This is a genomic window from Pararhizobium sp. IMCC21322, assembly GCF_030758295.1.
Lineage (GTDB): Bacteria > Pseudomonadota > Alphaproteobacteria > Rhizobiales.
In genome coordinates, this window is record NZ_CP132335.1 from 2,789,264 (window position 1) to 2,812,471 (window position 23,208).

The 23,208-nt window shown below is 51.7% G+C and carries 19 protein-coding genes; 12 read left to right on the top strand and 7 right to left on the bottom strand.

Annotated elements, in window-relative coordinates; translation table 11 throughout:
• The first annotated feature begins 17 nt into the window (after positions 1–17).
• The 3 genes from RAL91_RS13200 to tgt all read left to right on the top strand — a co-directional run bounded on the left by RAL91_RS13200 (position 18) and on the right by tgt (position 2,779).
• Positions 18–488, top strand: a complete 471-nt coding sequence (locus tag RAL91_RS13200) for a peptidylprolyl isomerase (RefSeq protein WP_306256677.1) — start codon at positions 18–20, stop codon at positions 486–488.
• A gap of 72 nt (positions 489–560) precedes the next feature.
• Entirely contained in the window at positions 561–1,634 is a 1,074-nt protein-coding gene (gene queA, locus RAL91_RS13205; protein WP_306256678.1) for a tRNA preQ1(34) S-adenosylmethionine ribosyltransferase-isomerase QueA, read from the top strand.
• Positions 1,631–2,779, top strand: coding sequence for a tRNA guanosine(34) transglycosylase Tgt (gene tgt, locus RAL91_RS13210; protein WP_306256679.1), 1,149 nt, complete (start codon positions 1,631–1,633; stop codon positions 2,777–2,779). The genes queA and tgt overlap by 4 nt, the downstream gene beginning before the upstream one ends.
• A gap of 32 nt (positions 2,780–2,811) precedes the next feature.
• Here the strand turns inward: tgt and RAL91_RS13215 are convergent, their stop codons facing one another.
• Positions 2,812–3,513, bottom strand: a complete 702-nt coding sequence (locus RAL91_RS13215; RefSeq protein WP_306256680.1) for a PleD family two-component system response regulator — start codon at positions 3,511–3,513, stop codon at positions 2,812–2,814.
• Positions 3,514–4,609: 1,096 nt separating this feature from the next.
• Between RAL91_RS13215 and RAL91_RS13220 the strand changes: the two genes are divergently transcribed.
• On the top strand, positions 4,610–8,302 hold the full coding sequence (locus RAL91_RS13220) for a vitamin B12-dependent ribonucleotide reductase (protein ID WP_306256681.1): 3,693 nt from the start codon (positions 4,610–4,612) through the stop codon (positions 8,300–8,302).
• Between the two features lie 761 nt (positions 8,303–9,063).
• Here RAL91_RS13220 and RAL91_RS13225 read toward each other — a convergent pair.
• A complete protein-coding gene (locus RAL91_RS13225) occupies positions 9,064–9,408 on the bottom strand; it encodes an SHOCT domain-containing protein (RefSeq protein WP_306256682.1) in 345 nt (114 codons plus the stop codon).
• A gap of 530 nt (positions 9,409–9,938) precedes the next feature.
• Positions 9,939–10,589, bottom strand: a complete 651-nt coding sequence (locus tag RAL91_RS13230; RefSeq protein ID WP_306256683.1) for a hypothetical protein — start codon at positions 10,587–10,589, stop codon at positions 9,939–9,941.
• Positions 10,590–10,725: 136 nt separating this feature from the next.
• Here RAL91_RS13230 and RAL91_RS13235 point away from each other — a divergent pair, with 136 nt between their 5' ends.
• On the top strand, positions 10,726–11,541 hold the full coding sequence (locus RAL91_RS13235; protein ID WP_306256684.1) for a phosphodiester glycosidase family protein: 816 nt from the start codon (positions 10,726–10,728) through the stop codon (positions 11,539–11,541).
• A 3-nt stretch (positions 11,542–11,544) separates the two neighbouring features.
• Here the strand turns inward: RAL91_RS13235 and abc-f are convergent, their stop codons facing one another.
• On the bottom strand, positions 11,545–13,458 hold the full coding sequence (abc-f, locus tag RAL91_RS13240) for a ribosomal protection-like ABC-F family protein (protein WP_306262920.1): 1,914 nt from the start codon (positions 13,456–13,458) through the stop codon (positions 11,545–11,547).
• Between the two features lie 209 nt (positions 13,459–13,667).
• Between abc-f and RAL91_RS13245 the strand changes: the two genes are divergently transcribed.
• Both RAL91_RS13245 and ndk read left to right on the top strand, forming a co-directional pair.
• Entirely contained in the window at positions 13,668–14,321 is a 654-nt protein-coding gene (locus RAL91_RS13245) for a glutathione S-transferase family protein (protein ID WP_306256685.1), read from the top strand.
• Between the two features lie 136 nt (positions 14,322–14,457).
• A complete protein-coding gene (gene ndk, locus RAL91_RS13250; protein WP_306256686.1) occupies positions 14,458–14,880 on the top strand; it encodes a nucleoside-diphosphate kinase in 423 nt (140 codons plus the stop codon).
• 81 nt (positions 14,881–14,961) lie between these two features.
• Here ndk and RAL91_RS13255 read toward each other — a convergent pair whose 3' ends face one another.
• Positions 14,962–15,393: a VOC family protein gene (locus RAL91_RS13255; protein ID WP_306256687.1), complete on the bottom strand. Its 432-nt coding sequence runs from the start codon at positions 15,391–15,393 to the stop codon at positions 14,962–14,964.
• 100 nt (positions 15,394–15,493) lie between these two features.
• On the opposite strand from RAL91_RS13255, the gene RAL91_RS13260 reads away from it, so the two are divergent.
• Positions 15,494–16,216 carry a YafY family protein gene (locus tag RAL91_RS13260; protein WP_306256688.1) on the top strand — a complete coding sequence of 241 codons (723 nt, stop codon included), beginning with the start codon at positions 15,494–15,496 and terminating at the stop codon, positions 16,214–16,216.
• Here the strand turns inward: RAL91_RS13260 and purN are convergent.
• Positions 16,195–16,839 carry a phosphoribosylglycinamide formyltransferase gene (purN, locus tag RAL91_RS13265; protein ID WP_306256689.1) on the bottom strand — a complete coding sequence of 215 codons (645 nt, stop codon included), beginning with the start codon at positions 16,837–16,839 and terminating at the stop codon, positions 16,195–16,197. The genes RAL91_RS13260 and purN overlap by 22 nt on opposite strands.
• Positions 16,836–17,927, bottom strand: coding sequence for a phosphoribosylformylglycinamidine cyclo-ligase (purM, locus tag RAL91_RS13270; protein WP_306256690.1), 1,092 nt, complete (start codon positions 17,925–17,927; stop codon positions 16,836–16,838). The genes purN and purM overlap by 4 nt, the downstream gene beginning before the upstream one ends.
• A 439-nt stretch (positions 17,928–18,366) precedes the next feature.
• On the opposite strand from purM, the gene RAL91_RS13275 reads away from it, so the two are divergent.
• The 4 genes from RAL91_RS13275 (at position 18,367) to RAL91_RS13290 (ending at position 23,164) form a co-directional block, all read left to right on the top strand.
• Positions 18,367–18,912, top strand: a complete 546-nt coding sequence (locus RAL91_RS13275; RefSeq protein ID WP_306256691.1) for a CDP-alcohol phosphatidyltransferase family protein — start codon at positions 18,367–18,369, stop codon at positions 18,910–18,912.
• 118 nt (positions 18,913–19,030) lie between these two features.
• Positions 19,031–20,095: an AI-2E family transporter gene (locus RAL91_RS13280; RefSeq protein ID WP_306256692.1), complete on the top strand. Its 1,065-nt coding sequence runs from the start codon at positions 19,031–19,033 to the stop codon at positions 20,093–20,095.
• Positions 20,096–20,097: 2 nt separating this feature from the next.
• Entirely contained in the window at positions 20,098–20,760 is a 663-nt protein-coding gene (locus tag RAL91_RS13285; RefSeq protein WP_306256693.1) for a hypothetical protein, read from the top strand.
• 178 nt (positions 20,761–20,938) lie between these two features.
• Entirely contained in the window at positions 20,939–23,164 is a 2,226-nt protein-coding gene (locus tag RAL91_RS13290) for an RNA degradosome polyphosphate kinase (RefSeq protein WP_371932543.1), read from the top strand.
• Positions 23,165–23,208: the final 44 nt, after the last annotated feature.

Sequence of the window (23,208 nt, forward strand, 5' to 3'; positions counted from 1 at the left end):
AACCAAGGAAAGCCTTCATGACTGACATTAACGACCCTGCAAACACAATCATCCTGGACACAACCAAGGGCGAAGTGATTATTGAAATGCGTCCAGACCTTGCGCCGCACCACTGCGCGCGCATCAAGGAGCTTGTGAATGACGGGTTTTATGATGGGACGCCATTCCACCGGGTCATTGACAACTTCATGGCTCAGGGTGGCGACCCCACAGGCACTGGCACAGGTGGCTCGGGCAAACATCTGGATGCTGAATTCAACGATGAGTCTCATGTGCGCGGCGTCTGCTCAATGGCGCGTGCCCAAAATCCAAATTCAGCTGACAGCCAGTTCTTCATCTGTTTTGCAGATGCGACATTCCTGGATGGTCAATATACAGCTTGGGGCAAGGTTATCTCGGGCATGGACAATGTGGATTCGTTTGCACGCGGCGAGCCAGTCCGCAATCCAGACCAGATCACCACTGCCAAAATGGCTGATGCGGCCTAACACACTCAAACGAAATGATTTGGATCACGGCCCGCGCATTGCAAATGCGCGGGCTTTCTGTCGGGATGGACTATGCGTGTAGATGAATTTGATTTTGAACTGCCTCAGGATTGCATAGCCTTGCGGCCTGCAAATCCTCGCGATTCTGCGCGTTTATTGGTTATCAGACCGGACGAACCACTAACCGATGATCGCGTGTCCAGTCTTGCCTCGTGCTTGAAACCCGGCGATGTATTGGTTTTGAATGACACAAAGGTCATCCCCGCCCAATTGGAAGGTTTGCGCCTTCCACGCTCGCCCGAATTTCCGCCAGCGAAAATCTCGGCAACTTTGCATATGCGCATCAGTGGCGGCGTTTGGGATGCCTTTATCCGGCCCGCAAAAAAAATTCAGGTCGGTGACCAATTGGTGTTCGAAAAAGACGGTGTATCACTGCACGCGGAGGTCTCCAGGAAAGGAGACGCCGGAGAAGTTCAACTTGTCTTTCTTCTGAATGCCGCAGAGTTGGATGCAGCGTTGTTTGCTGTCGGGCACATTCCCTTACCGCCTTACATTGCCTCCAAACGTGCTGAAGACAATCATGACAAGGCAGATTACCAGACAATCTATGCCCGAGAAGACGGCGCTGTTGCAGCCCCCACCGCAGGTCTTCACTTTACCGAGGACCTGTTTGCCAGTCTCTCAGCCAAGGGAATCACAACACAATTCGTCACTTTGCATGTAGGGGCCGGAACGTTTCTACCCGTAAAGGCCGACGACACCACTGACCACAAAATGCACTTTGAAACCGGCACGGTGTCGCAGAAGGTGGCCGATAACTTGAATAGGGCCCGCGCCAATGGTGGCCGTGTCGTATCTGTGGGAACAACCAGCCTGCGGCTGCTCGAAAGCGCTGCCGGTGAGGACGGGACCCTGTCTGCCTTTCATGGTGCGACCGATATTTTCATTACGCCCGGCTACAAATTCAGGATTGTTGATATTCTGATGACAAATTTTCATCTGCCACGGTCAACTCTGATGATGCTGGTGTCTGCGTTTTCAGGTCTTGAGACCATGCGCGCTGCTTATCGCCATGCGATTGCAACCGGCTATCGCTTTTATTCCTATGGCGATGCGTCGCTTTTGTTCAGACAGGACCAGACATGACGGCTGATAAGACCGTAACGAATTTCAGTTTTGAACTTCACAACACCGATGGCACGGCCAGACGCGGGACGGTGCGCACACCGCGAGGCGACATTCGCACGCCGGCCTTCATGCCCGTTGGAACGGCGGCGACCGTAAAGACCATGTACCCACAGCAGGTTAGGGACCTTGGCGCTGATATTGTGCTTGGCAACACATATCACCTGATGCTGCGCCCGGGTGCCGAGCGCATTGCGCGGTTGGGCGGGTTGCACGAGTTCATGCGATGGCCATACCCAATTTTGACTGATTCCGGCGGTTTTCAGGTCATGTCTTTGGCCAATTTGCGCAAAATGAGCGAACAGGGGGTGACATTTCAGTCCCATATTGACGGCTCAAAACACGAATTATCCCCGGAACGGTCAATTGAGATTCAGGGTCTTCTGGGCTCGGATATCCAAATGCAACTGGATGAATGTGTCGCGCTTCCCTCAACCGAGCAAGACATTGAGCGGGCTATGGAATTGTCTCTGCGCTGGGCAGAGCGCAGCAACACCGCATTCGGCGATCAACCGGGGAAAGCCATGTTTGGCATCGTTCAGGGCGGCGACATACCACATCTGCGTGAACGTTCTGCCAAAGCGCTGACGGCCATGGACCTGAAGGGCTATTCGATCGGAGGGCTTGCCGTCGGTGAACCGCAGGAAGTCATGCTTGAAATGCTGTCTGTCACCTGTCCGCTGTTGCCGGTTACCAAACCGCGCTATTTGATGGGCGTCGGCACACCAGATGATTTGCTGCAGTCGGTCGGTCGGGGCGTTGATATGTTCGATTGTGTCATGCCGACCCGCGCTGGGCGCCATGGTTTGGCCTATACGCGCCGTGGAAAGGTCAATCTGAAAAATGCACGCCATGCTGACGATTCAAGGCCTTTGGATGAAGAAAGTTCATGCCCGGCAACGCGTGATTACAGCCGCGCCTACCTTCATCATCTCATCAAATGCAATGAAGCGCTGGGCGCCATGCTGCTCAGCTGGAATAATCTGCATTATTATCAAAGTCTGATGCAGGGCATGCGCGATTCTATTGAACAAAATCAGTTCGCTGATTTTACAGATGTTACAAAACACGCCTGGGACGCAGGGGATGTCGCGCCGATATCATAGTTCTGCCTGTATCATAGTCCTGCTTGTCAAATTCAGCTGCGGCCAATACGGGCAAAGGCCCCGGCTTTCTTGCGCTTTTTTGGTGGCATAGGGGTTTCTTGCTTCGACGCTTTCTCGTCCTTTTTGTTGTCCAAAACAGGACGTTCCTCTTTTGCGGTTTCGTCGATTTTGATGTCTTCGGAATGCTTCAACGCTGCGCTGCGTCGCTTTTCGTCATGATAGGCACGGGCACGGCTGAGGCTCTCAGCCTTGTGCTGGTGCATCTCAAGTTTATCTTCAACGCCTTCAATCACATAGCGATCGTTTTCAAGAATCAGATCGCGTTCGTCACTTGCAACCCATTGCAGTCGTTTGATCAAACTGTCAGGCGAGATTGGTTTCAGTAAAAATCCGTTAGCACCCAGACGATAGGCCAATTCCACAATGCTTTTGGTGCCATAGGCGCTGACAACAATCACCGGCAAGAAACAAAGCGGGTCCATCTGTTTAAGCCGCAGCGTACGCAACAGCTTTGCGCCACTGGTGGCTTCCATCCGCCAGTCCAGTAACAACACATTGGGCGGTTCGTTAAGCATGGCATTCATAGCGCGCTCAGGATCACCATATACCCTGGCACGTTTTGTTCTCAACGTGCTGAATATGGACCTGTAAATGCCCTGCATGGCTTTGGAATCATCGATCGCCACAAGGTCAAGCTCCTCAAGGGGCAACCCGTAAGCGGTGTGAAGCGGCATAGTTTCCCATACTTTCTAACGTGAAAGGGAATATATGCTGATATGTTACAGATGAATCGTTTAAGCACTCGTAAAGATAGTATGCGTCTTCCGATGCTTCATATTTTTATGGTTTGGCTCAAGGGAATCAATTTGCACAGCTTCGGCAATGATTCTCGTCCAATGCCTTAAAACTGACAAAAACTTTTCCCCGACATCCACAGTTTTGCCTGCAAGAAAACCGGGAATCGGATTCACGTCAGGTTGCTCGAAATTCAAGTGATTTTTTTATCTTTTTTACATTTGCGGCGCTTCTAAAACGGGCTGTAGGAAATTGTTGTTGTTCCCCAAGCAGATGGATGCACTCTCTCCGACAGGTCTTTCGAGTAAACCTTCATACAATATATCGACGGTGCAATTTCTTCAGACACAAGCAGTTGACGAAAGCCCCTGTCCGGTGCATTTTTTATCACGTCATCGACGCTCAATGTTTTGTCTGTTTGCGTCGGTTCCAAGTTCTGTTGCGTTCAGTGTTTTCAGCCTTGTTGGTTCAGAGTTTCGCAGGTTCAAGGCTGTTGGCTGTCATTTTCGATCATTAGTCTGGCACATCGGTATGTTAGTCCGATCCGCCAGCGCGTAACGGGAATGGGGCATCTCTCACTTGTGGGAGAAAATTCCTGTGGATTCAATGACGTGATCGAAGAACATACGACGGAAAATTTGGCTTGAATTAAAAACGACAATCTTGTGTTGATTTCGAAAAATTGGCATTGTGAACACAAGATGTAGTGGTTAAAGGGTTTGTTAATACAATATCCGGAAACTCAACACCGTCAGTTAATGCGAGTCGGACTGTCCCGATGGGACGGTTTTCAGCAGGTGTAACCGCAAGGTAACGATCTGCTGGTGTGAGAGTTCGACCCTATTGAAAGTGGTTGATGGAGTCGTGCCGGATTAACCGGGGCAGTCAGTGAGTGGCTGCGTCAGAGAAACAAGTGTGGCGACACACAAGTAGTCAATGTGTGGCAACACACGAGCAGTCACAGAATGCCATTGGCATTCTCAATATATATTCGGTGCCGCTGGCATCAGACATGAAAAGAGATTTGAGGGCACAATGAAAATAGAACGTCGTTACACGAAAGAAGGCCAGTCTCCCTACGCCGAGATCGCGTTTCGCAAGGCAACCAGCGAGATTCGCAATCCCGATGGTTCGATCGTCTTTCGTCTTGAAAATATCGACGTTCCTGCTCAGTTCAGCCAGGTCGCCAGCGATATTCTGGCGCAGAAATATTTCCGCAAAGCCGGTGTGCCTTCCCGGCTGAAGAAGGTGGAAGAAAATTCCGTTCCGTCGTTCCTGTGGCGGTCCGAGGGTGATGAAGCCGCTTTGGCCGATCTACCTGTAGATGAACAATTCGGTTCTGAGATGGATGCAAAGCAGGTTTTTGACCGCTTGGCTGGTACCTGGGCCTATTGGGGCTGGAAAGGTGGCTATTTCGACACCGAGAAAGATGCGTCCGCATTTTATGATGAATTGCGGTTCATGCTGGCGACCCAGAAAGTCGCGCCTAACTCTCCGCAGTGGTTCAACACCGGCCTGCATTGGGCCTATGGCATAGATGGCCCGTCACAGGGACATCATTACGTCGACTATCAGACCGGCAAGCTGGTCAAATCCAAAACGGCTTACGAGCATCCTCAGCCCCATGCCTGTTTCATCCAGTCTGTCGAAGATGATCTGGTCAATGAAAATGGCATTATGGATTTGTGGGTCCGTGAAGCGCGCCTGTTTAAATACGGCTCCGGCACCGGCTCCAACTTTTCCCTTCTGCGCGGATCAGGAGAGAATCTCTCCGGCGGTGGCAGATCATCCGGTCTGATGTCATTCCTGAAAATCGGTGACCGCGCAGCTGGCGCCATCAAATCCGGTGGCACAACACGTCGTGCAGCCAAGATGGTTGTGGTTGATATCGATCACCCGGATATTGAGGACTACATCAATTGGAAGGTGAAAGAAGAGCAGAAAGTTGCTGCACTTGTGACCGGTTCCAAAGTGGTTTCCAAACATCTGAAGGCCATCATGAAGGCTTGCGTCAATTGCGAAGGCCCGGAAGGCGATTGCTTTGATGTAAACATGAACCCGGCATTGAAGCGCGAAGTGCGTGCTGCGAAAAAAGCTTTGGTTCCAGAGAATTACGTCCAACGGGTGATTCAGTTTGCAAGGCAGGGCTATACCGATCTGGAATTCCCGATCTACGATACAGACTGGGATTCAGAAGCCTATCTCACCGTATCCGGTCAGAACTCCAATAACTCCGTCAGAGTAACGGATGGCTTTCTCAATGCTGTTGAAGATGATGGTGATTGGGATTTGATTGGCCGTATTCGTGGCGATGTCACCAAAACCCTCAAGGCGCGCGATTTATGGGAAAAGGTCGGCTACGCTGCCTGGGCTTCAGCTGATCCCGGCATCCAATACCATACCACCATCAATGATTGGCACACTTGCCCCGCCGCTGGTGACATCCGCGCTTCCAATCCTTGCTCGGAATACATGTTCCTGGACGATACGGCCTGTAATCTTGCTTCGCTGAACCTCATGCAGTTCCGCAGCGAGGACCGCAGCTTTGATGTGGAAAATTTCGAGCACGCCACACGCTTGTGGACAATTGTTCTGGAAGTCTCTGTTCTCATGGCGCAATTCCCGTCAAAACAGATCGCAAAACTGTCCTATGAATACCGCACCCTTGGTCTGGGTTACGCCAATATTGGTGGCTATCTCATGACCTCCGGCATCCCTTATGACAGTGATGAAGGCCGCGCCATCTGCGGTGCCATTACAGCCATCATGACTGGCGTGTGTTACGCAACTTCGGCTGAAATGGCTCAAGAGCAGGGGCCTTTCCCCAGCTATGCACCAAATGCTGACAGCATGCTGCGCGTCATTCGCAACCATCGCTTGGCTGCCCATGGCGAAGCTGCCGGTTATGAAGGCTTGAGCACATTGCCGGTTCCGCTGGATCATGCATCCTGCGAAGACAAGAACCTGATCAAACATGCCGAGATGGCGTGGGACAAGGCTCTGAAGCTTGGTGAGAAACACGGCTACCGCAATGCGCAGGTCTCGGTGATTGCCCCGACCGGTACCATTGGTCTGGTGATGGATTGTGACACAACCGGTATTGAGCCTGATTTTGCTCTGGTGAAGTTCAAGAAATTGGCCGGTGGTGGTTATTTCAAAATCATCAACTGCGCTGTCCCGGAAGCTCTGCGCCACATCGGCTACGGTGAAGCGGACATTGCTGAAATTGAAGCCTATGCAGTTGGTCACGGTTCGCTGGCACAGGCACCGGGCATCAACCACAGCACGTTGAAAGCCAAAGGCTTCACCGATGAAAAGATCAGCGCAATTGAAGCGGGTCTTGGATCAGCCTTCGACATCAAATTCGTGTTCAATAAATGGTCGCTGGGCGAGGAGTTCTGCACGGGTGTGTTGAACCTGTCCAACGAACAGCTGGATGACATGTCATTCGACCTACTGGCAGCCATCGGGTTTAACAAGGCCGATATTGAAGCTGCCAATATCCACGTCTGTGGTGCCATGACCCTTGAAGGTGCACCACATTTGAAGGACGAGCATCTGCCGATCTTCGATTGTGCCAATCCGTGCGGCAAGATCGGCAAGCGCTATCTCTCCGTGGAAAGTCACATCCGCATGATGGCTTCAGCACAGCCCTTTATTTCCGGGGCCATTTCCAAGACCATCAATATGCCAAATGGCGCAACGGTTGAGGACTGCAAGGAAAGCTACATGCTGTCCTGGCGTCTGGCACTCAAAGCCAATGCGCTGTATCGCGATGGCTCCAAATTGTCTCAGCCGCTGAATGCACAGCTTCTGGAAGATGATGATGAGGATTTTGATGCAGTGGAAGAACTGGTGGCAGCCCCCTTGGCGGCCCGCGCCACACAAGCTGCTGAGAAAATTGTTGAGAAAATCATCGAGCGTGAGATTGAAGTGCGCTCGCGGGAAAAACTCCCACATCGCCGCAAGGGCTACACCCAGAAGGCAATTGTGGGTGGCCACAAGGTCTATCTGCGGACCGGCGAATATGAAGATGGCCGCCTGGGCGAAATGTTCATCGACATGCATAAGGAAGGTGCTGCCTTCCGCGCCATGATGAACAATTTTGCCATTGGTATTTCCCTTGGCCTGCAATATGGCGTGCCGCTGGAAGAATATGTTGAAGCCTTCACCTTCACCCGGTTTGAACCAGCCGGCATGGTGATCGGCAATGACGCCATCAAGAACGCCACATCCATTCTGGATTATATTTTCCGGGAACTGGCTGTGTCCTATCTTGGTCGCAACGATATGGCCCATGTTCAGCCCGAAGATATGACTTCAACGACAGTTGGCCGTGGCGTGGAAGGCGATAAGCAGGTCACCCAAGTGTCTCACGGTCTGGTGCGTGGTCAAACGGAGCGTTTTCATGTGGTTGGCTCAGAACCGGCAGGCTCTGACAAATCCGCACCGGCGCAAGCTGCAAGCATTGCCCGTGTGACACAGGCTTTTGCCGGCAACACAGGTGGCGTGGCCGTCGCGTTCAAGCGCGACATTGAAGTGGCTGTTTCCGAAGAAGTTTCGGTTGGTATAACCAAGCCGAAGGAAAACAAGGCCCAACAAATCGCCGTGGCTCGCATGAAAGGCTATGAGGGTGAAAATTGCTCCGAATGCGGCAATTTCACCATGGTCCGCAACGGGACATGCCTGAAATGCGATACCTGCGGCAGCACGAGTGGCTGTAGCTAGACGACAAAAGAATGTCTGTAATTGTGCAACTGCCCCCGAAGTTGGATACCGACTTTGGGGGCAGTTTTATTTCCGGGCTTTTCCTGACCGGTCGGTAGATCGGACTTTGTACAATAAAGATCAGGCCACGGAACAAGCCTAACAGCGAGGGTGTCCGGGAGAGGGCTGAATCTAATCGCATCTGTTTATTCCGGTCCTTCTCAGACTTGTTCCGGGTTCTCTTATATGCTGGTTTTGGATGTTTGCTGCGTGTCTGTTGCAGAAGGTTCATGCATGCATCAAAACACAAACGGGGAGTAACCTACCGATTGGGTGATTTTTCACTTTCTGTATGGCATGAATTTTCCAAAGCAGTTCCTGCATTGAAGAACCGGAATAACAACGAAAATCAAGTCTTGGTGGGCTTCGGCGTCAGGCGGGCAAAGTCCTGTAAACATCAAAGTCTTGCCAACATGATGAAGGGCAAATTCTTCAGAAAGGGACGTTTGATTGCGACCTGTTCAATCCGGTAATCTGATGGAGAAAATCGCGAAAGCCCGGCGGCCGGCGATTACGTTGTCTTCAACCGGCATCATCTGGCCTATCTCAACGGCCCGGAAAAGCTCAATTGCAGCTATTGCTCTTGTGCAAACGGATTTATTGCCCATAAAGCACGCAACGCGCGTTATATTCGTCCCTCGGCGGTATGCCATCTTTCCAGATTACGGAAATACAAGCGCATGCCGCAGCCGGAAAAATTCGAAACCCGACAAGAAAACGAATTAGCTTTCAAGTAACTTTTTGCGGGCCTCATAATCCTCTGGGTCAATCTCGCCCTTGGCCAGTCTGACTTTCAGGGTTTCCAGGGCTGACGAGGCCTTTTCGGTGCCGACAGCAAACCGGGCATCGTCATTCTTTGTCATCCAGCGCACTGCAAACACCGCCAGAGCAATCAGCCCGCCCCAGAACAGGATCATCAATCCGGAACCGAAAAATCCAAGGCCCATGCCGTAGCCATCTGTCCACATATGGCCATGGGGAACCAGTGAACCGCTCCCCGTATCTGCAAAAGCTGGAACCATGGTTGCAATAGCAAGTATCGGGCCTGCCAAAAATATCTTTTTCATAATGCTGTCCTTTCAAAGGTAATCCAAAATAACCCATGACACAGACAAGGCATTGATCGTGATCAAGCCACGTTTGATATATTGACGAGATTGTCCAATGATCCGACATTCATATGATGTGTTTTAGCCTCAGTGAGGCGGGGTGATCTGTATTTCATGTCCACTGCTCTGAAAATGGAGTTTGTCTCCGTTTTCACGGGCAGTTCCGGCTTCCCAACACTTCGGCCAACGCCCATTTTGCCAGTAGGGAAATCAATCGGCTCAAGATCAGTGTGCTTCCGGATCAGATCGCGGGAAAGAGTTTATGGCCTGCCACCAAGCCTGCGGTGCGCATGCTGAAAGCCAACGATGTTTGGATTGTCTCGAGCACGCGAGTAGAGGCGCAGCTCCGGTCCAGACTAATGCGTTTGCGGATATTGTAGTTCGCAAACCGTATGTCAGCGCTATCTGGCTCGATTTTCGTCATTAACGACAGATAGGTATTCGGTCATATGATTTGATATTCAGAAATAATGCTCATAAAATTAGTGTCACCGCCGGTCATCATGCAGGCGCTTGAATTTGCGGTACAAACGGCGATTGAGTTGAACAAAATCGTCGATGGTGCACGCCAACCCGCCAAATTCCTGTCCTTTCAGATAAAAAAACCCCGCAGCAGACCCGATACTTGCTCCAACACAATCGATGATGAGGTCTTCCATCGTATCAATCAGACCCTCCTGCTGCATGTTCAGCCCGAAAACCCGATCCATTGCGTATTCAAATATCTCCCACAAGACGCCGATGGTCAGTGCGAAATTAAACGCGATGAGGCTGATCACAATGGGTGGTACCGCATGCCGGTCCCCTTCAAAAAGCATAAAGGCAATCAGGAAACCGATAAGTCCAAATCCAACCGCGGAAAGCCCGTGCAACGGAATATCCCACCACCAATACCGATTGTAAAAATCAAAGGCGTCGCCAAGGAAAATTGTCGCATATATAAACAGTGTGATAGCGATCAGAAAGCTTGATGGCAGCTCCAGATCATACCATCTTGCAAATGCAAAGGGCAGGATGGAAAGTGACAGCGATAAGAAACCCAGAAATGCCAGCGTCCATAATTGCGCGACAAGGGCAGATCCGAACGCCAGAGCAAGTGCCAGCCACACGGCGACAACAATGGGAGGTGCAATGCGCATGGGACACTCCTGCAAGTTTTAATGAGGTAACAAACACCTTTTCGGTCCGGCGCACTTTGATCCAGATCAGCCTGCCCGCGTAATCCGGCAACATGGGCTGAATAACACTTCACACACCTGAAGAGCTAAGTCCGTAATGATCCGGTTTCGAAATATTATAATATCTGCCATGCTGGTGCTATGGGGCGCGGCGCGAGCCTCGGCGGCGGAGAGTGCTCTGCAGTCACTGCCGAACGGCAAGTGCGAGACAGTGCGTTTTGAATCGGTGCGACATACGCTCTGCGCCTTCAATCTGGAAACCTCTGATATAAAACTGTTTCACAGCGATCCAGAGGGCACCGTATACCGACACTTCGATGCGCTTGCGGCATCTTTGGAGACAAACGGGCAAGACCTCGTCTTTGCCATGAATGCCGGCATGTATCATATCAACAGAGACGCGGTTGGCCTCTTCATCGAGGATGGCGTTGAGCGTTATAAAATCAACCGGAACAAGGGGCCGGGGAACTTCCATCTGCTGCCGAACGGTATTTTCTATCTTGAGGGAAACAAAGCCGGTGTCGCTGCGACAGAAACCTATGTGGCATCGGCAGTTCAGCCCGACTTTGCCACCCAGTCCGGGCCAATGCTGGTCATAGACGGCAAATTACATCCACGCTTTATCAAGGATGGGACATCGCGAAAAATCAGAAATGGTGTTGGCGTGTCCGATGACGGCAAAACCGTCACGTTTGCGCTCAGCGAGGAGCGGGTCAATTTCTATGATTTTGGGCGGCTGTTCCGTGACCAATTGAACATAGACAATGCTCTGTTTCTGGATGGCTCCATATCAAGAATTTATGTGCGCGATCTTCAGCGGAATGATTCTGGTCGTGCAATGGGGCCGATGGTTGGTGTTGTTGAAACAATACCAATCCCGGATGTGCCGAAAATAGAAGAAGCGACAGAGTAAGGTTTAGGCGTCTTCGCCCATCGCTTCTTCAAACTTCGATGACAGGGACAGCCATTCTTCTTCCGTGCTTGCCAGTAATTTTTCCGCATCAGCTCGAAATTTCGAAAGCGCAGTCACCCGCTCCGGGTCTGTGGTGTAAAGCTCAGGGTCTGCCAGCGCTTTTTCCGCGCGCGCAATCTCCTGAATCAATTTGGCAATTTGCGCATCCAACTCCTTGATTTTCTTACGCATTGGCGCCAGCGTCTCGCGCTTTTGTGCCGCTTCCCGGCGTCGCTCCTGCGCGGAAACTTCTTTCACCGGTGGCGCTGCAACGACTTCTTCTTTCAAATGCTCGCTGGGCGCATTTGCACGTTTGCCGCTTAAAATCAGGCGGCGATATTCGTCCATATTGCCTTCAAAGGGTGCGATTGTGCCATCGCCAACAAGCCATAGCCGGTCAACACTGGCGTCCAGCAGCGATCTGTCATGGCTGACAATGACCACAGCCCCAGGATACTCGTTCAGCGCATGTACAAGTGCCTGACGGCTGTCGATATCCAGATGGTTGGTCGGCTCATCCAAAATCAGCAAATGGGGGCCATGGAATGTCGCCAGCCCAAGCATAAGCCTTGCTTTTTCTCCGCCTGAAAGCTTCGCAACCGTGGTGTCCATTTTGTCAGCGCCAAGGCCCATCTGGGCCACGCGGGCGCGAACTTTGGATTCGTGGGCTTGCGGCATCAAGGGACGCACATGCTCAAACGCAGTCTGTTCCGGCTTCAACTCATCCAATTGGTGTTGCGCGAAATAGGCGACCTTCAGCTTGGAAGGCTTGGTGATTTTGCCGGTCTCAGCGCCAAGGCGTTCGGCCAACAATTTGGCAAAAGTGGATTTGCCATTGCCGTTTTGCCCCAACAGGCCAATGCGATCATCCTCATCAATCCGTAGATTGATGTTCTTCAACACTGGTGATCCAGGCGTATAGCCAACCGATACGGCTTCAAAATGCATGATTGGAGGTGCAAGCACCTTTTCCGGTGGTGGAAACCGGATCGGCAGGCTTGTCTCATCGATCAGCGTGGTCGCAGTCCCCATTTTCTCAAGTGCTTTTATCCGAGACTGGGCCTGTTTTGCCTTTGACGCCTTGTAGCGGAAGCGCTCCACAAAGGCTTCCATGTGCTTGCGGGCGGCGTCATGCTTGACCTTGCCTTTTTCAAGCAGCACCTGTTTCTCACGGCGCGTCTTTTCAAAAGTGTCATAGCCACCGCGATAAGCGGTAATGTTGCGGTGCTCCAGATGGGCAATCATTTCGACCGATTCATTCAGCAATTCCCGATCATGGCTGATAATGATGATCGTATGTGGGTATTTCTTCAGATAGGCCTGAAGCCACAAAGTGCCTTCCAGATCGAGATAGTTGGTCGGCTCATCAAGCAGCAGCAGGTCGGGCTCTGAAAACAGCACGGCAGCAAGTGCCACACGCATACGCCAACCGCCGGAAAAATCCGAGCAGGGCCTTTGTTGTGCTTCGGCATCAAAACCAAGACCGGACAGAATGGTGCCAGCTCTGGATTCTGCGGAATAGGCATCAATATCGCCAAGACGGGTATAAATCTCGGAAATGCGATCCGGATCTATTGCTGTCTCTGCTTCTTCCAGCAAGGCTGTGCGTTCCTTGTCGGCGCGCAGCACGAATTCCAGCAGGCTGTCCGGCCCGCCAGGTGCTTCCTGTGCCACCTGTCCAACGCGAGCATTACGCACCAGACTGATGGTGCCGCTTTCCGGCGCAAGGTCTCGGGTGATGAGCTTGAACAGAGTGGTTTTGCCGGTACCGTTCTTGCCGACAAGACCGATCTTGGTGCCGGACGGAACAGACAGGGACGCATTCTCCAAAAGAAGACGGCCAGCCATGCGATAGGTGAGGGAGTTAATGGTCAACATAGTGGCGAGCTTGTGCAGTGCAACCAACGGAAAATCAAGGGTCTGAATGCCGTTAGACGGCGAAACAGCCATTGTTTATGCATTTATCCCCTCTGCGTGTCAGAGGCGCAACATGTCGAAGCACTTCATTGGCACTGAGCCTAAGGGATAGTTGATCAGACGCTAAGAGACTGGCATCAACACATAATTGAACGCGTGGGAGACAATTGGTGAGCATTAAACTCTATGATTTATGCGGCAAAGACAAAGACCGCAGGTTCAGCCCTTATTGCTGGCGAATAAAAAAAGCGCTGGAACATAAGGGGCTGGCCTATGAAACCATAGCGGTTCCTTTCACCGGTATTGCCCAGATCGAAGGAAATGGCCAAAAAACAGTGCCCATGCTGTGTGACGGCGATACCATCGTAACCGATTCATTCGGCATTGCTGAATATCTGGATGCCACCTATCCGGACCGGCCTGCATTGTTCGGGTGCGAAAGCACGGTGGCCCTTAGCCGGTTTGTAGAGGCCTGGACCTATTCCGCGCTGCACCCGGGCATAATTCGCATGGTCGCAAAGGATATCCACGATATTCTCGATGATAAGGACAAAGCCTATTTTCGTGCCTCTCGCGAAAACAGCCTGAAGACAACTCTTGAAGAGATGCATGCTGACCGGGACGCCTACCGGGCTGACTTTCAAGGCAAGCTTCTGGCTCTGGATATGATGTTGCGGCAGCAAAGTTTCATTGGCGGTGATGTACCAAATTATGCAGATTTCATTGTCTATGGTTCCCTGAAGTGGCCAGCGGAGTGCAGTGACTATGAGGTGTTGCCGCAAAAACCGCGCATTTTGGACTGGTATGCCCGTTTGGACCAATAAGACCGTCAAACGCATTGCCAAAGCCTGCATTTCCGCGAAAGGGCTTGCAGCACGCCTCTGGCAAAGCTAAGAGAGCGCAACTCTGCGCTTCTTGCGCATATCGACCTTCAATCAACACAGCAAACAGAGTTTTCACATGGCTATTGAACGCACATTCTCAATCATCAAACCAGATGCAACAAAGCGCAACCTGACTGGTAAAGTCATTGCCAAATTCGAAGATGCCGGTCTGCGCGTCATCGCTTCCAAACGCATTCACATGAGCAAGGCGCAGGCCGAAGGCTTTTATGCTGTCCATAAAGACCGTCCATTCTTCGGTGAGCTGGTTGAATTCATGATTTCCGAGCCTGTTGTTGTTCAGGTGCTGGAAGGTGAAAATGCCATTGCCAAGAACCGCGAAGTTATGGGCGCAACCAATCCAGCCGATGCTGATGAAGGCACAATCCGCAAGGAATTTGCGCTCTCAATCGGCGAGAATTCAGTACATGGCTCAGATGCGCCGGAAACAGCTGCGGAAGAAATCAAATACTTCTTCAACGATGACGAGATCGTTGGCTGAATTCAGCACCCGGATAAATAAGAAAGGGGCGCAACCGATGAAGGTTGCGCCCCTTTTTTGTTAAGGGGAAAACTTGTTCATTCAGGCTTGTTCTGCCAGCTTTTGCATCAATTCAACATCCCAATATGTTGCCTCAATTTTGTGGCCATCAAGGTCCCGTACAAAACACCCATAATAGGGTTCGCCGTAATGGGGGCGTGGTCCCGGGTCGCCATCCGGTTTGGCACCATTGGCAATAGCTGCGTCCCAAAAGGCGTGGACTTCGTCTTTGGATCGGGCGCCAAAAGCAAAATGGGTTCCGTTACCGACTGCGGCCGGCGCGCCGTTTTCCGGCAGATGAACCCAGAATTCCGGATATTCCCGGCCATAGGCCACGGCACTTTCAAAATCCATAACCTTGCGAACACCCATCGCGCCTAAAACCGCGTCATAAAACGCAATCGCCTTGTCGTAATCGGCAACGCCGATGGAGACATGGGATATGATGCTGGGATTCTCTGGTAACTCGGCCATTGTGTTCTCCTAAGGATCTATTTTCAGATCGTTTGATCAAACCGTCTTACTGACATGCTGCTGACAACATGCTGTCAGGATAGTGTGTTATAGCGCTTCCATGAGACGAGCTGACCGACTGTTGCAAATCATCCAGATACTCCGCCGAGCGCGCAGGCCCTATCCGGCCAGCGCGATTGCAGAGGAGTTGGAGGTGTCCTTGCGAACCATCTATCGCGACATTGCGGACCTGATGGGAAATCGTGTGCCCATCCGCGGCGAAGCGGGGGTCGGATATGTATTGGAGGACGGGTATGACGTTCCCCCGCTTATGTTCACCGCAGCGGAGTTGGAAGCCATTATGCTTGGCATGCGCATGGTGCAGGAGCGCGGCGACGATGAATTGAAGCTGGGCGCCCGTGATGCCATTGCGAAAATCGCTGCCGTGATACCGGAAAACCTGAAGCAGACTTTTATTGACGCGCCACTTTATGCGGCGGATTTCGGTCTGAAGAGTGAGGACAAGGTTGATGTGGCTCAAATTCGCTATGCCATGCGTGAACAGCGTAAGTTGAAACTCAGTTACAGCGATGAAAGCGGCGCCGCCAGTGAACGCATCATCTGGCCGATTTCAATTGGTTATTTTCGGTCCGCACGGGTGGTTGTGGCGTGGTGCGAATTACGCGTCGATTTCCGTCATTTCCGCACAGATAGAATCCACAATATGGATGTGCTCGATGAACGTTACCGCCCAAGACGTGCGACGCTTTATGCTGATTGGTGGAAAATACACATGAAGCCTTACGTCGATCATCCGGCGGCTCACAAATCCAGGCACCCGTGAAGCGAAGTATCGAGCTGTTCTGACACCGTCGCCCGTTCCCCATTATCCCAGGAAACCTGGCCTTTGCAGACTGCAGACAAGGCTGGCCAGTATGTCTGATGCTCAGCCCTCAAAATGCGGCCGCTGATTGTGTCTTCCGTGTCATCTTTCAGGACAGGAACCACCGTCTGGGCGATAATCGGGCCCGCATCCATGATTTCACTGACAAAATGCACAGTGCAACCGGACAGCCGAACTCCGGCATCCAAGGCCCTTTGCTGAGGCGTCAGCCCTGCAAAGCTGGGCAGCAGGGAAGGATGGATGTTCAAAAGCCGTCCGCGCCAGGACTGCACGAACTCAGCAGATAAGAGTCTCATAAACCCTGCAAGACATACATACTCAGCCCCGCACGCAATCAATTCGGCATGAAGCTTTTCTTCAAATGATGCCTTGTTGGGGAACTGTTTGTGATCGACGGCAAGGCTTTCAAACCCATTCGTGTTGGCCCAGTTCAGGCCTTCCGCTTCAGGGCGGTTGGATATAACGCGGCAGACATGATAGGCGGCATCCGGCGCGCGTGATGCGCGGCACAGGGCCTCCATATTGCTGCCGCGCGCGGAAATCAGGATGGCAACCTGTTTCATGACCCGTAGCCTGACAGGTGATTGTGGTAGAGCACCTGTGCGTCCTCGGTCTTTCGCTCCTGAAGCAATCCCATTTCCACAGGTGCTTCTCCCTCTGCCTGCAGGGCGGCCATCACAGCGTCTTTGTCATCCGGTGAAACAATGATCACCATACCGATCCCGCAGTTGAAGGTGCGCAGCATTTCCAGTTCCGCGATGCCGCCGGTTTGCGAAAGCCATTTGAAGACTGGCGCGTGTGGAATTTGGCCAAGATCAATATTTACCGACAGATCCTCAGGCAAGACGCGCGGAATATTCTCTGTGAACCCGCCGCCGGTGATGTGGGCCAGAGCTTTTAAACCATTGGTGTTGCGCAAGGCTGCCAAAATCGGTTTCACATAAATCCGGGTCGGCTCCATCAGAATTTCACCCAGAGACTGTTCGGGCGCAAAGGCAGCTGGTTCGGTCAGCGCAGCACCGCTTAACGCAAGAACTTTGCGCACGAGAGAAAACCCGTTGGAGTGGATTCCGGAAGAGGGCAGGCCAATCAGCACATCGCCTGCTTTCACGTCCTGGCGTGGTAAGGTTTGGCCCCGTTCGACGGCACCAACACAGAAACCCGCCAGATCATAATCGCCTTCGCGGTAAAGTCCGGGCATTTCGGCGGTTTCACCACCGATCAGCGCCGCGCCGGCCATTTTACAGCCTTCTGCAATGCCGGAAACGACATGTGCAGCGACTGTCCGGTCAAGTTTGCCGCAGGCGTAATAATCCAGAAAGAACAAAGGCTCTGCGCCCTGTACAATCAAATCATTCACGCACATTGCAACCAGATCAATTCCGATTGTCTCGTGCCGACCGGATTCAACGGCCAACGCCAGTTTGGTGCCAACTCCATCATTCGCCGCCACCAGAATTGGATCCTGAAATCCTGCGGCCTTCAGGTCGAAGAGGCCACCAAAACCACCCAGCTCAGAATCGGCACCCGGCCGACTGGTCGCTTTGACCATTGGCTTTATGTCGTCGATCAGAGCATTGCCCGCGTCAATGTCGACACCGGCATCACGGTAGGACAGGCCATTGGATTTGGAGTTTTCGGAGTCACCCATTATGCGTATCCCGGCAATTGTGGAGCTTATCAGTTGTATGTAGCCGGTTTGCCCGCTGAAACCCACTAATTCAAGCCCAAAACTGCCATAATGGCCAAGTCTTTCCACGGGTCACAGAAAAAACAAGACGCCTATGATTGAAACTTCAAAGAACGGCATCTATCTCGATTGAGTGATTGAGAAAGGCCGGACTTTGACGATTGCCGAGCTTTGGCTGCCAGCGTCTCATTCATTCGCGATCTTGGCAGTGGCACCGGGGAATTGGCTGATATGGAGATACTTTCTCCACCCGGAAAAAATGGGTTCGCAGTGGATGAAGGATGCAAATTTAGGTTGAAGTTTACTTCATTGCGAGTACCAATTGTTTTCTTGTAGCAGTAGACATGTGGCGCGTTTCAAAATCCTGAAATTATTTTAGAACCCAGACCAGATAATTGTCATGACAATTCCAAACATGATTTCGGTATTCCGGCTGTTCGCGGCACCTTTGGTCGTGTGGCTAATCAGCACTCAGCAGCTTTCACTGGCTTTCTGGTTGTTCCTGCTTGCTGGTGTCTCCGATGGCATTGACGGTTTTATTGCCAAGCGGTTCAACCAGGCTTCCGAACTGGGAGCGCATCTGGATCCCATTGCAGATAAGGTCATGCTGGTTGCGGTGTTCCTGGCCCTTGGCATCCAGGGGATGCTTCCGCTGTGGCTGGTGATTCTTGTAATCAGTCGTGATTTGTTGATTTTAGGCGCCGTGATCCTGTCCTGGGTGTTGCATCAACCGATTCCAATGAAACCGCTACTGGTGAGTAAAGCGAACACTCTGGCCCAAATCGTTCTGGTTTGTCTCGTCATGGCAGCCATGGCGTTCGATCTCCAATTGGACATCTTCATCAATATATCGGTGTTTTTGGTGGCTGTGCTGACCCTCTTGTCAACTTTGGCCTATCTGCTCGACTGGTTTCGTCATATGGCTGGGATTGAACATAAACCGTGATGCTGGCCATCGAATTTAACGTGCTGTTTCCCGATTTTGAGACCCAGCCACATATGCTATGACTCATGTGACTGTTGTGTCATGATTTTAGAAAACCACGAATTCAGGAAATGTCGCTTTGAAACTTCGAACTCACGTTTATTTCTGGCTCACCGCTTTGGCGGTTCTCATCGTATTTCTGTATTTGTTTCGCGGTATCCTGTTACCCTTCGTCGCGGGTATGGGCCTTGCCTTTTGTCTTGACCCGCTGGCTGACTGGTTTGAACGTCGCGGTTTCAGCCGGATGATGGCAACCATCATCATACTTGTCCTGTTTCTCATCGTGTTTGTGCTTTCGCTGGTGATAATCATTCCTTTGCTTGGCGCGCAAACAGCAAGCTTTATCGAGCGGTTGCCCGGGCTTATATCGCAACTGCAGATGAGACTTTCGGAATTCAACGCAGGCTGGCTTGAACGCTTTGTTGGCGAGGATAGAACGTCTGTTCAGCAATCATTCTCCGAACTGCTGACAGAAGGTGCCGGATGGCTCACCGGCTTGCTGCGCTCTGTTTGGAGTGGCGGGCAGGCAGTTCTGGATATTGCAAGCCTGTTTGTCGTGACACCCGTCGTCGCGTTTTATCTGCTGTATGATTGGGATCGCATGGTTGCCAAAGTGAATTCGTGGCTGCCCCGTGACCATGCGGACATCATTCGTAGCCTGGCAAGGGACATTAACGCAGCTCTGGCTGGGTTCGTGCGCGGGCAGGGGCTTGTCTGTGTGTTGCTCGGTGCCTTCTATGCAATTGGGCTGAGTCTTGCCGGGCTGAACTTCGGGTTGTTGATTGGCTTGCTGGCAGGCGTGTTGAGCTTCATTCCCTATGTCGGCTCGATCACAGGCTTCCTGTTGGCCATTGGTGTGGCGCTTGTGCAGTTCTGGCCTGATTACATTAATATTGCGCTGATTGCTGTAATTTTCGGGGCAGGGCAGTTCCTGGAAGGCAACATCCTGCAGCCAAGGCTGGTGGGGCGTTCGGTGGGCCTGCATCCTGTCTGGCTGATGTTTGCTTTGTTTGCATTCGGATCATTGTTTGGCTTCGTCGGACTACTGGTCGCAGTGCCGCTGGCTGCCGCGGTTGGTGTTCTGGTAAGGTTTGCACTCAAGCAGTATCTCCAAAGCAATTTCTACAAAGGGCAGGACGCATAGTGATGTCTCACACGGCAGGCCAAATGTCGTTTGATCTGCCAATCGCTTCAGCAATGACGCGTGAGGATTTTATATTGGATGACGCCAATCAAAAGGCTTTTGACATGATTGTCTCTTGGCCAGATTGGCCATCAGACGTGATTGTTCTGGCTGGACCTGTCGGATCGGGAAAGTCGCATCTGGCTGCAATTCACGGCCAACAATCCGGCGCAACGCATCTGAATAATAACGATTTGCCAAAACCGGAAGATTTGCCCGTCCTTGGCAGCACACCTGTTATTGTCGAGGACGCTTATGCAGTGCAACTGGATGAAACGAGGATGTTTCATCTTCTCAACCATATTCGTGAGCGTGCTTCAACATTGTTGATAACCAGCCGGTCATGGCCGGATTCGTGGCCGCTTACGCTGCCAGATTTGCGTTCCCGGTTACGGGCGGCTCATCCGCTGGAACTGAATGAGCCGGGCGATCAACTGTTGCGCCAGGTCATGGTCAAATTGTTTGCGGATCGCCAATTGACGATCGAACCCCGTGTTCTGGAATACATTCTGGTCCGAATGGAGCGCTCACTTTCGGCCGTCGGTCGCCTTGTGAATGATCTCGATCGACTGTCGCTGGAACAGGGCCGCCCGATCACTCGTCAATTGGCTGCTGCTGTGTTGTGACGCGCCATCTGGCGAAAGAATGGGTTTGCTAACCCTGTTACCCACATTATTCCCATTTGAACCATCTTTGTCATATTATTGAACTATGTTCAGCCTATACACCGGGTTTGGCTACGATTGGCTTCAGCAAAGATTGGTAAAAGCTTCGATGGAAGAAAAGTTTGAGAGCGTTGATGCACTGGATATCCAGACGGCACCTCAGCCACCCGAACCCTCTGCCGGAAGCACGCCACTGAAACTTGATTCCAAGCTGATGAAAGATCCGGCCCGATTCATAAACCGGGAATTGTCATGGCTTGGCTTCAACAGCCGGGTTCTTGAAGAGGCTGAAAACGCGGCACATCCATTGTTGGAACGACTGCGTTTTCTCTCGATTTCGGGCGATAATCTGAGTGAATTTTTCATGGTCCGTGTTGCCGGATTGAAAGGTCAGCAGCGTGAGGGCATCAAAACACTCAGCGCTGATGGTCTGACCCCCACACAGCAACTGGACCAATTGGCAACTGCCGCTGAAAAACTGGTTCTCAACCAACAGACAGCGTTCAACAATCTGCGCAAGGAACTTGAGAAAAACGGCATATTCCTGCTGTCTGGCGATGCTCTGCCGGGTGCAGATCAGAAGTGGTTGGACGACTATTTCACCGAAAACATATTTCCGGTTCTAACGCCGCTTGCAATTGATCCGGCGCATCCGTTTCCCTTTATTCCCAACCTTGGTTTTTCGCTTGTCCTGCAATTGCAGGCGACCGCCAAACAGAACAGCCGAAACAAGGCAATGACAGGGTTGTTGCGTGTTCCCGGGGCCATCAATCGTTTTGTGCAACTGCCTGCGAATGAGAATTCTGTGGCGCGTTTCATAGCGCTTGAAGACGTTATTGCTCTCTTCATATCGCGTCTGTTCCCGGGTTATGAAGTCATTGCAAAAGGGACTTTCCGTGTCATCCGCGACTCTGAAATGGAGATTGAGGAAGAAGCAGAAGATCTTGTCAGACTATTTGAAACGGCCCTCAAGCGGCGCAGGCGCGGCTCTGTCATTCGGCTGGAACTGAGCGGCGCATTTCCGCCGAATCTCAGGAAATTTGTGTCCGATGCATTGCATGTAAGCTCCGATGATGTCGTGGTCACCGAAGGCCTGATGGCACTCAGTGATCTGTCTCAACTGGTCAAATTGGATCTGCCCAAACTGCTGTTCCCAAAACCAGCGGCGCGGTTCCCCGAACGCATCCGAGAACATGGCGGAGATTGTTTTGGTGCCATTCGTGAAAAAGATCTGGTGGTACATCATCCCTATGAAAGCTTTGATGTTGTCCTGCAGTTTTTGAAACAGGCCGCAAACGATCCCGATGTTGTGGCAATCAAGCAAACTCTTTATCGCACCTCAAATAACAGCCCGATTGTAAGTGCACTTGTCGAGGCCGCCGAAGCTGGAAAATCAGTGACAGCGCTGGTGGAATTGCGAGCCCGGTTTGATGAGGAAGCCAACATACGCTGGGCGCGGGATCTGGAGCGGGCCGGTGTTCAGGTCGTTTACGGTTTTCTTGAACTGAAGACCCACGCCAAAATGTCGCTGGTGATCCGACGCGAGAATGGGCAGATGCGCACATATTGTCACTTCGGAACCGGCAATTACCATCCGATTACGGCAAAGATCTATACTGATTTGTCCTATTTCACCGATGATCCGATTTTGGCACGCGATGCTGCACGGGTCTTCAACTTCATTACAGGATACGCACGGCCACAGGATGTGGAACGCCTGGCTATCTCGCCATATACGCTGCGTGATCAGATGTTGTCTCATATTGAGCGGGAAATTGACCACGCGAAGGCTGGAAAGCCAGCCCAGATTTGGGCCAAGATGAATTCACTGGTTGATCCAATGCTGATCGATGCCATGTACAAAGCCAGTCAGGCTGGCGTGAAAATTGATCTGGTAATTCGTGGCATCTGCTGTTTGCGTCCGCAAATGGCCGGTATTTCGGAAAATATTCGCGTAAAATCCATCGTGGGTCGTTTTCTGGAACACAGCCGCATAGTCTGTTTTGGCAATGGCAAGGGGCTGCCCTCGGATGATGCGATTGTCTACATAGGGTCCGCCGATTTCATGCCGCGCAATCTGGATCGCCGGGTGGAAACCATGGTGCCGATTAACAATCCAACTGTGCATGATCAGATTATTGATCAGATTATGGTTGCCAATCTGCGTGATAATCAGCAAAGCTGGGAAATACTGTCCGACGGGTCATCCCGAAGGATGGTGCCGGAAGATGGCGAAGAGCCATTTAACCTGCATAATCATTTCCTGACGAATCCAAGCCTTTCGGGCCGGGGCAAGTCGCTTAAAAAGAACCCGCCGAAATCACTTGCCAAACGTAGTAAATCCAAAGCAAAGTCCAAATCCTAGTTAGCCTTACCGGGCTGAACAATGAAGCGTTGAACCGGCTGAGG

Excerpts from the sequence above, each read along its gene's own strand:
- ndk (WP_306256686.1), top strand. The coding sequence starts at position 14,458 with ATGGCTATTGAACGCACATTCTCAATCATCAAACCAGATGCAACAAAG.
- RAL91_RS13230 (WP_306256683.1), bottom strand. The coding sequence starts at position 10,589 with ATGCGCATTGCACCTCCCATTGTTGTCGCCGTGTGGCTGGCACTTGCT.
- purM (WP_306256690.1), bottom strand. The coding sequence starts at position 17,927 with ATGGGTGACTCCGAAAACTCCAAATCCAATGGCCTGTCCTACCGTGAT.
- RAL91_RS13235 (WP_306256684.1), top strand. The coding sequence starts at position 10,726 with ATGATCCGGTTTCGAAATATTATAATATCTGCCATGCTGGTGCTATGG.
- RAL91_RS13275 (WP_306256691.1), top strand. The coding sequence starts at position 18,367 with ATGACAATTCCAAACATGATTTCGGTATTCCGGCTGTTCGCGGCACCT.
- RAL91_RS13260 (WP_306256688.1), top strand. The coding sequence starts at position 15,494 with ATGAGACGAGCTGACCGACTGTTGCAAATCATCCAGATACTCCGCCGA.
- queA (WP_306256678.1), top strand. The coding sequence starts at position 561 with ATGCGTGTAGATGAATTTGATTTTGAACTGCCTCAGGATTGCATAGCC.
- RAL91_RS13225 (WP_306256682.1), bottom strand. The coding sequence starts at position 9,408 with ATGAAAAAGATATTTTTGGCAGGCCCGATACTTGCTATTGCAACCATG.
- RAL91_RS13255 (WP_306256687.1), bottom strand. The coding sequence starts at position 15,393 with ATGGCCGAGTTACCAGAGAATCCCAGCATCATATCCCATGTCTCCATC.
- RAL91_RS13285 (WP_306256693.1), top strand. The coding sequence starts at position 20,098 with ATGTCTCACACGGCAGGCCAAATGTCGTTTGATCTGCCAATCGCTTCA.
- RAL91_RS13220 (WP_306256681.1), top strand. The coding sequence starts at position 4,610 with ATGAAAATAGAACGTCGTTACACGAAAGAAGGCCAGTCTCCCTACGCC.
- abc-f (WP_306262920.1), bottom strand. The coding sequence starts at position 13,458 with ATGTTGACCATTAACTCCCTCACCTATCGCATGGCTGGCCGTCTTCTT.
- tgt (WP_306256679.1), top strand. The coding sequence starts at position 1,631 with ATGACGGCTGATAAGACCGTAACGAATTTCAGTTTTGAACTTCACAAC.
- purN (WP_306256689.1), bottom strand. The coding sequence starts at position 16,839 with ATGAAACAGGTTGCCATCCTGATTTCCGCGCGCGGCAGCAATATGGAG.
- RAL91_RS13215 (WP_306256680.1), bottom strand. The coding sequence starts at position 3,513 with ATGCCGCTTCACACCGCTTACGGGTTGCCCCTTGAGGAGCTTGACCTT.
- RAL91_RS13200 (WP_306256677.1), top strand. The coding sequence starts at position 18 with ATGACTGACATTAACGACCCTGCAAACACAATCATCCTGGACACAACC.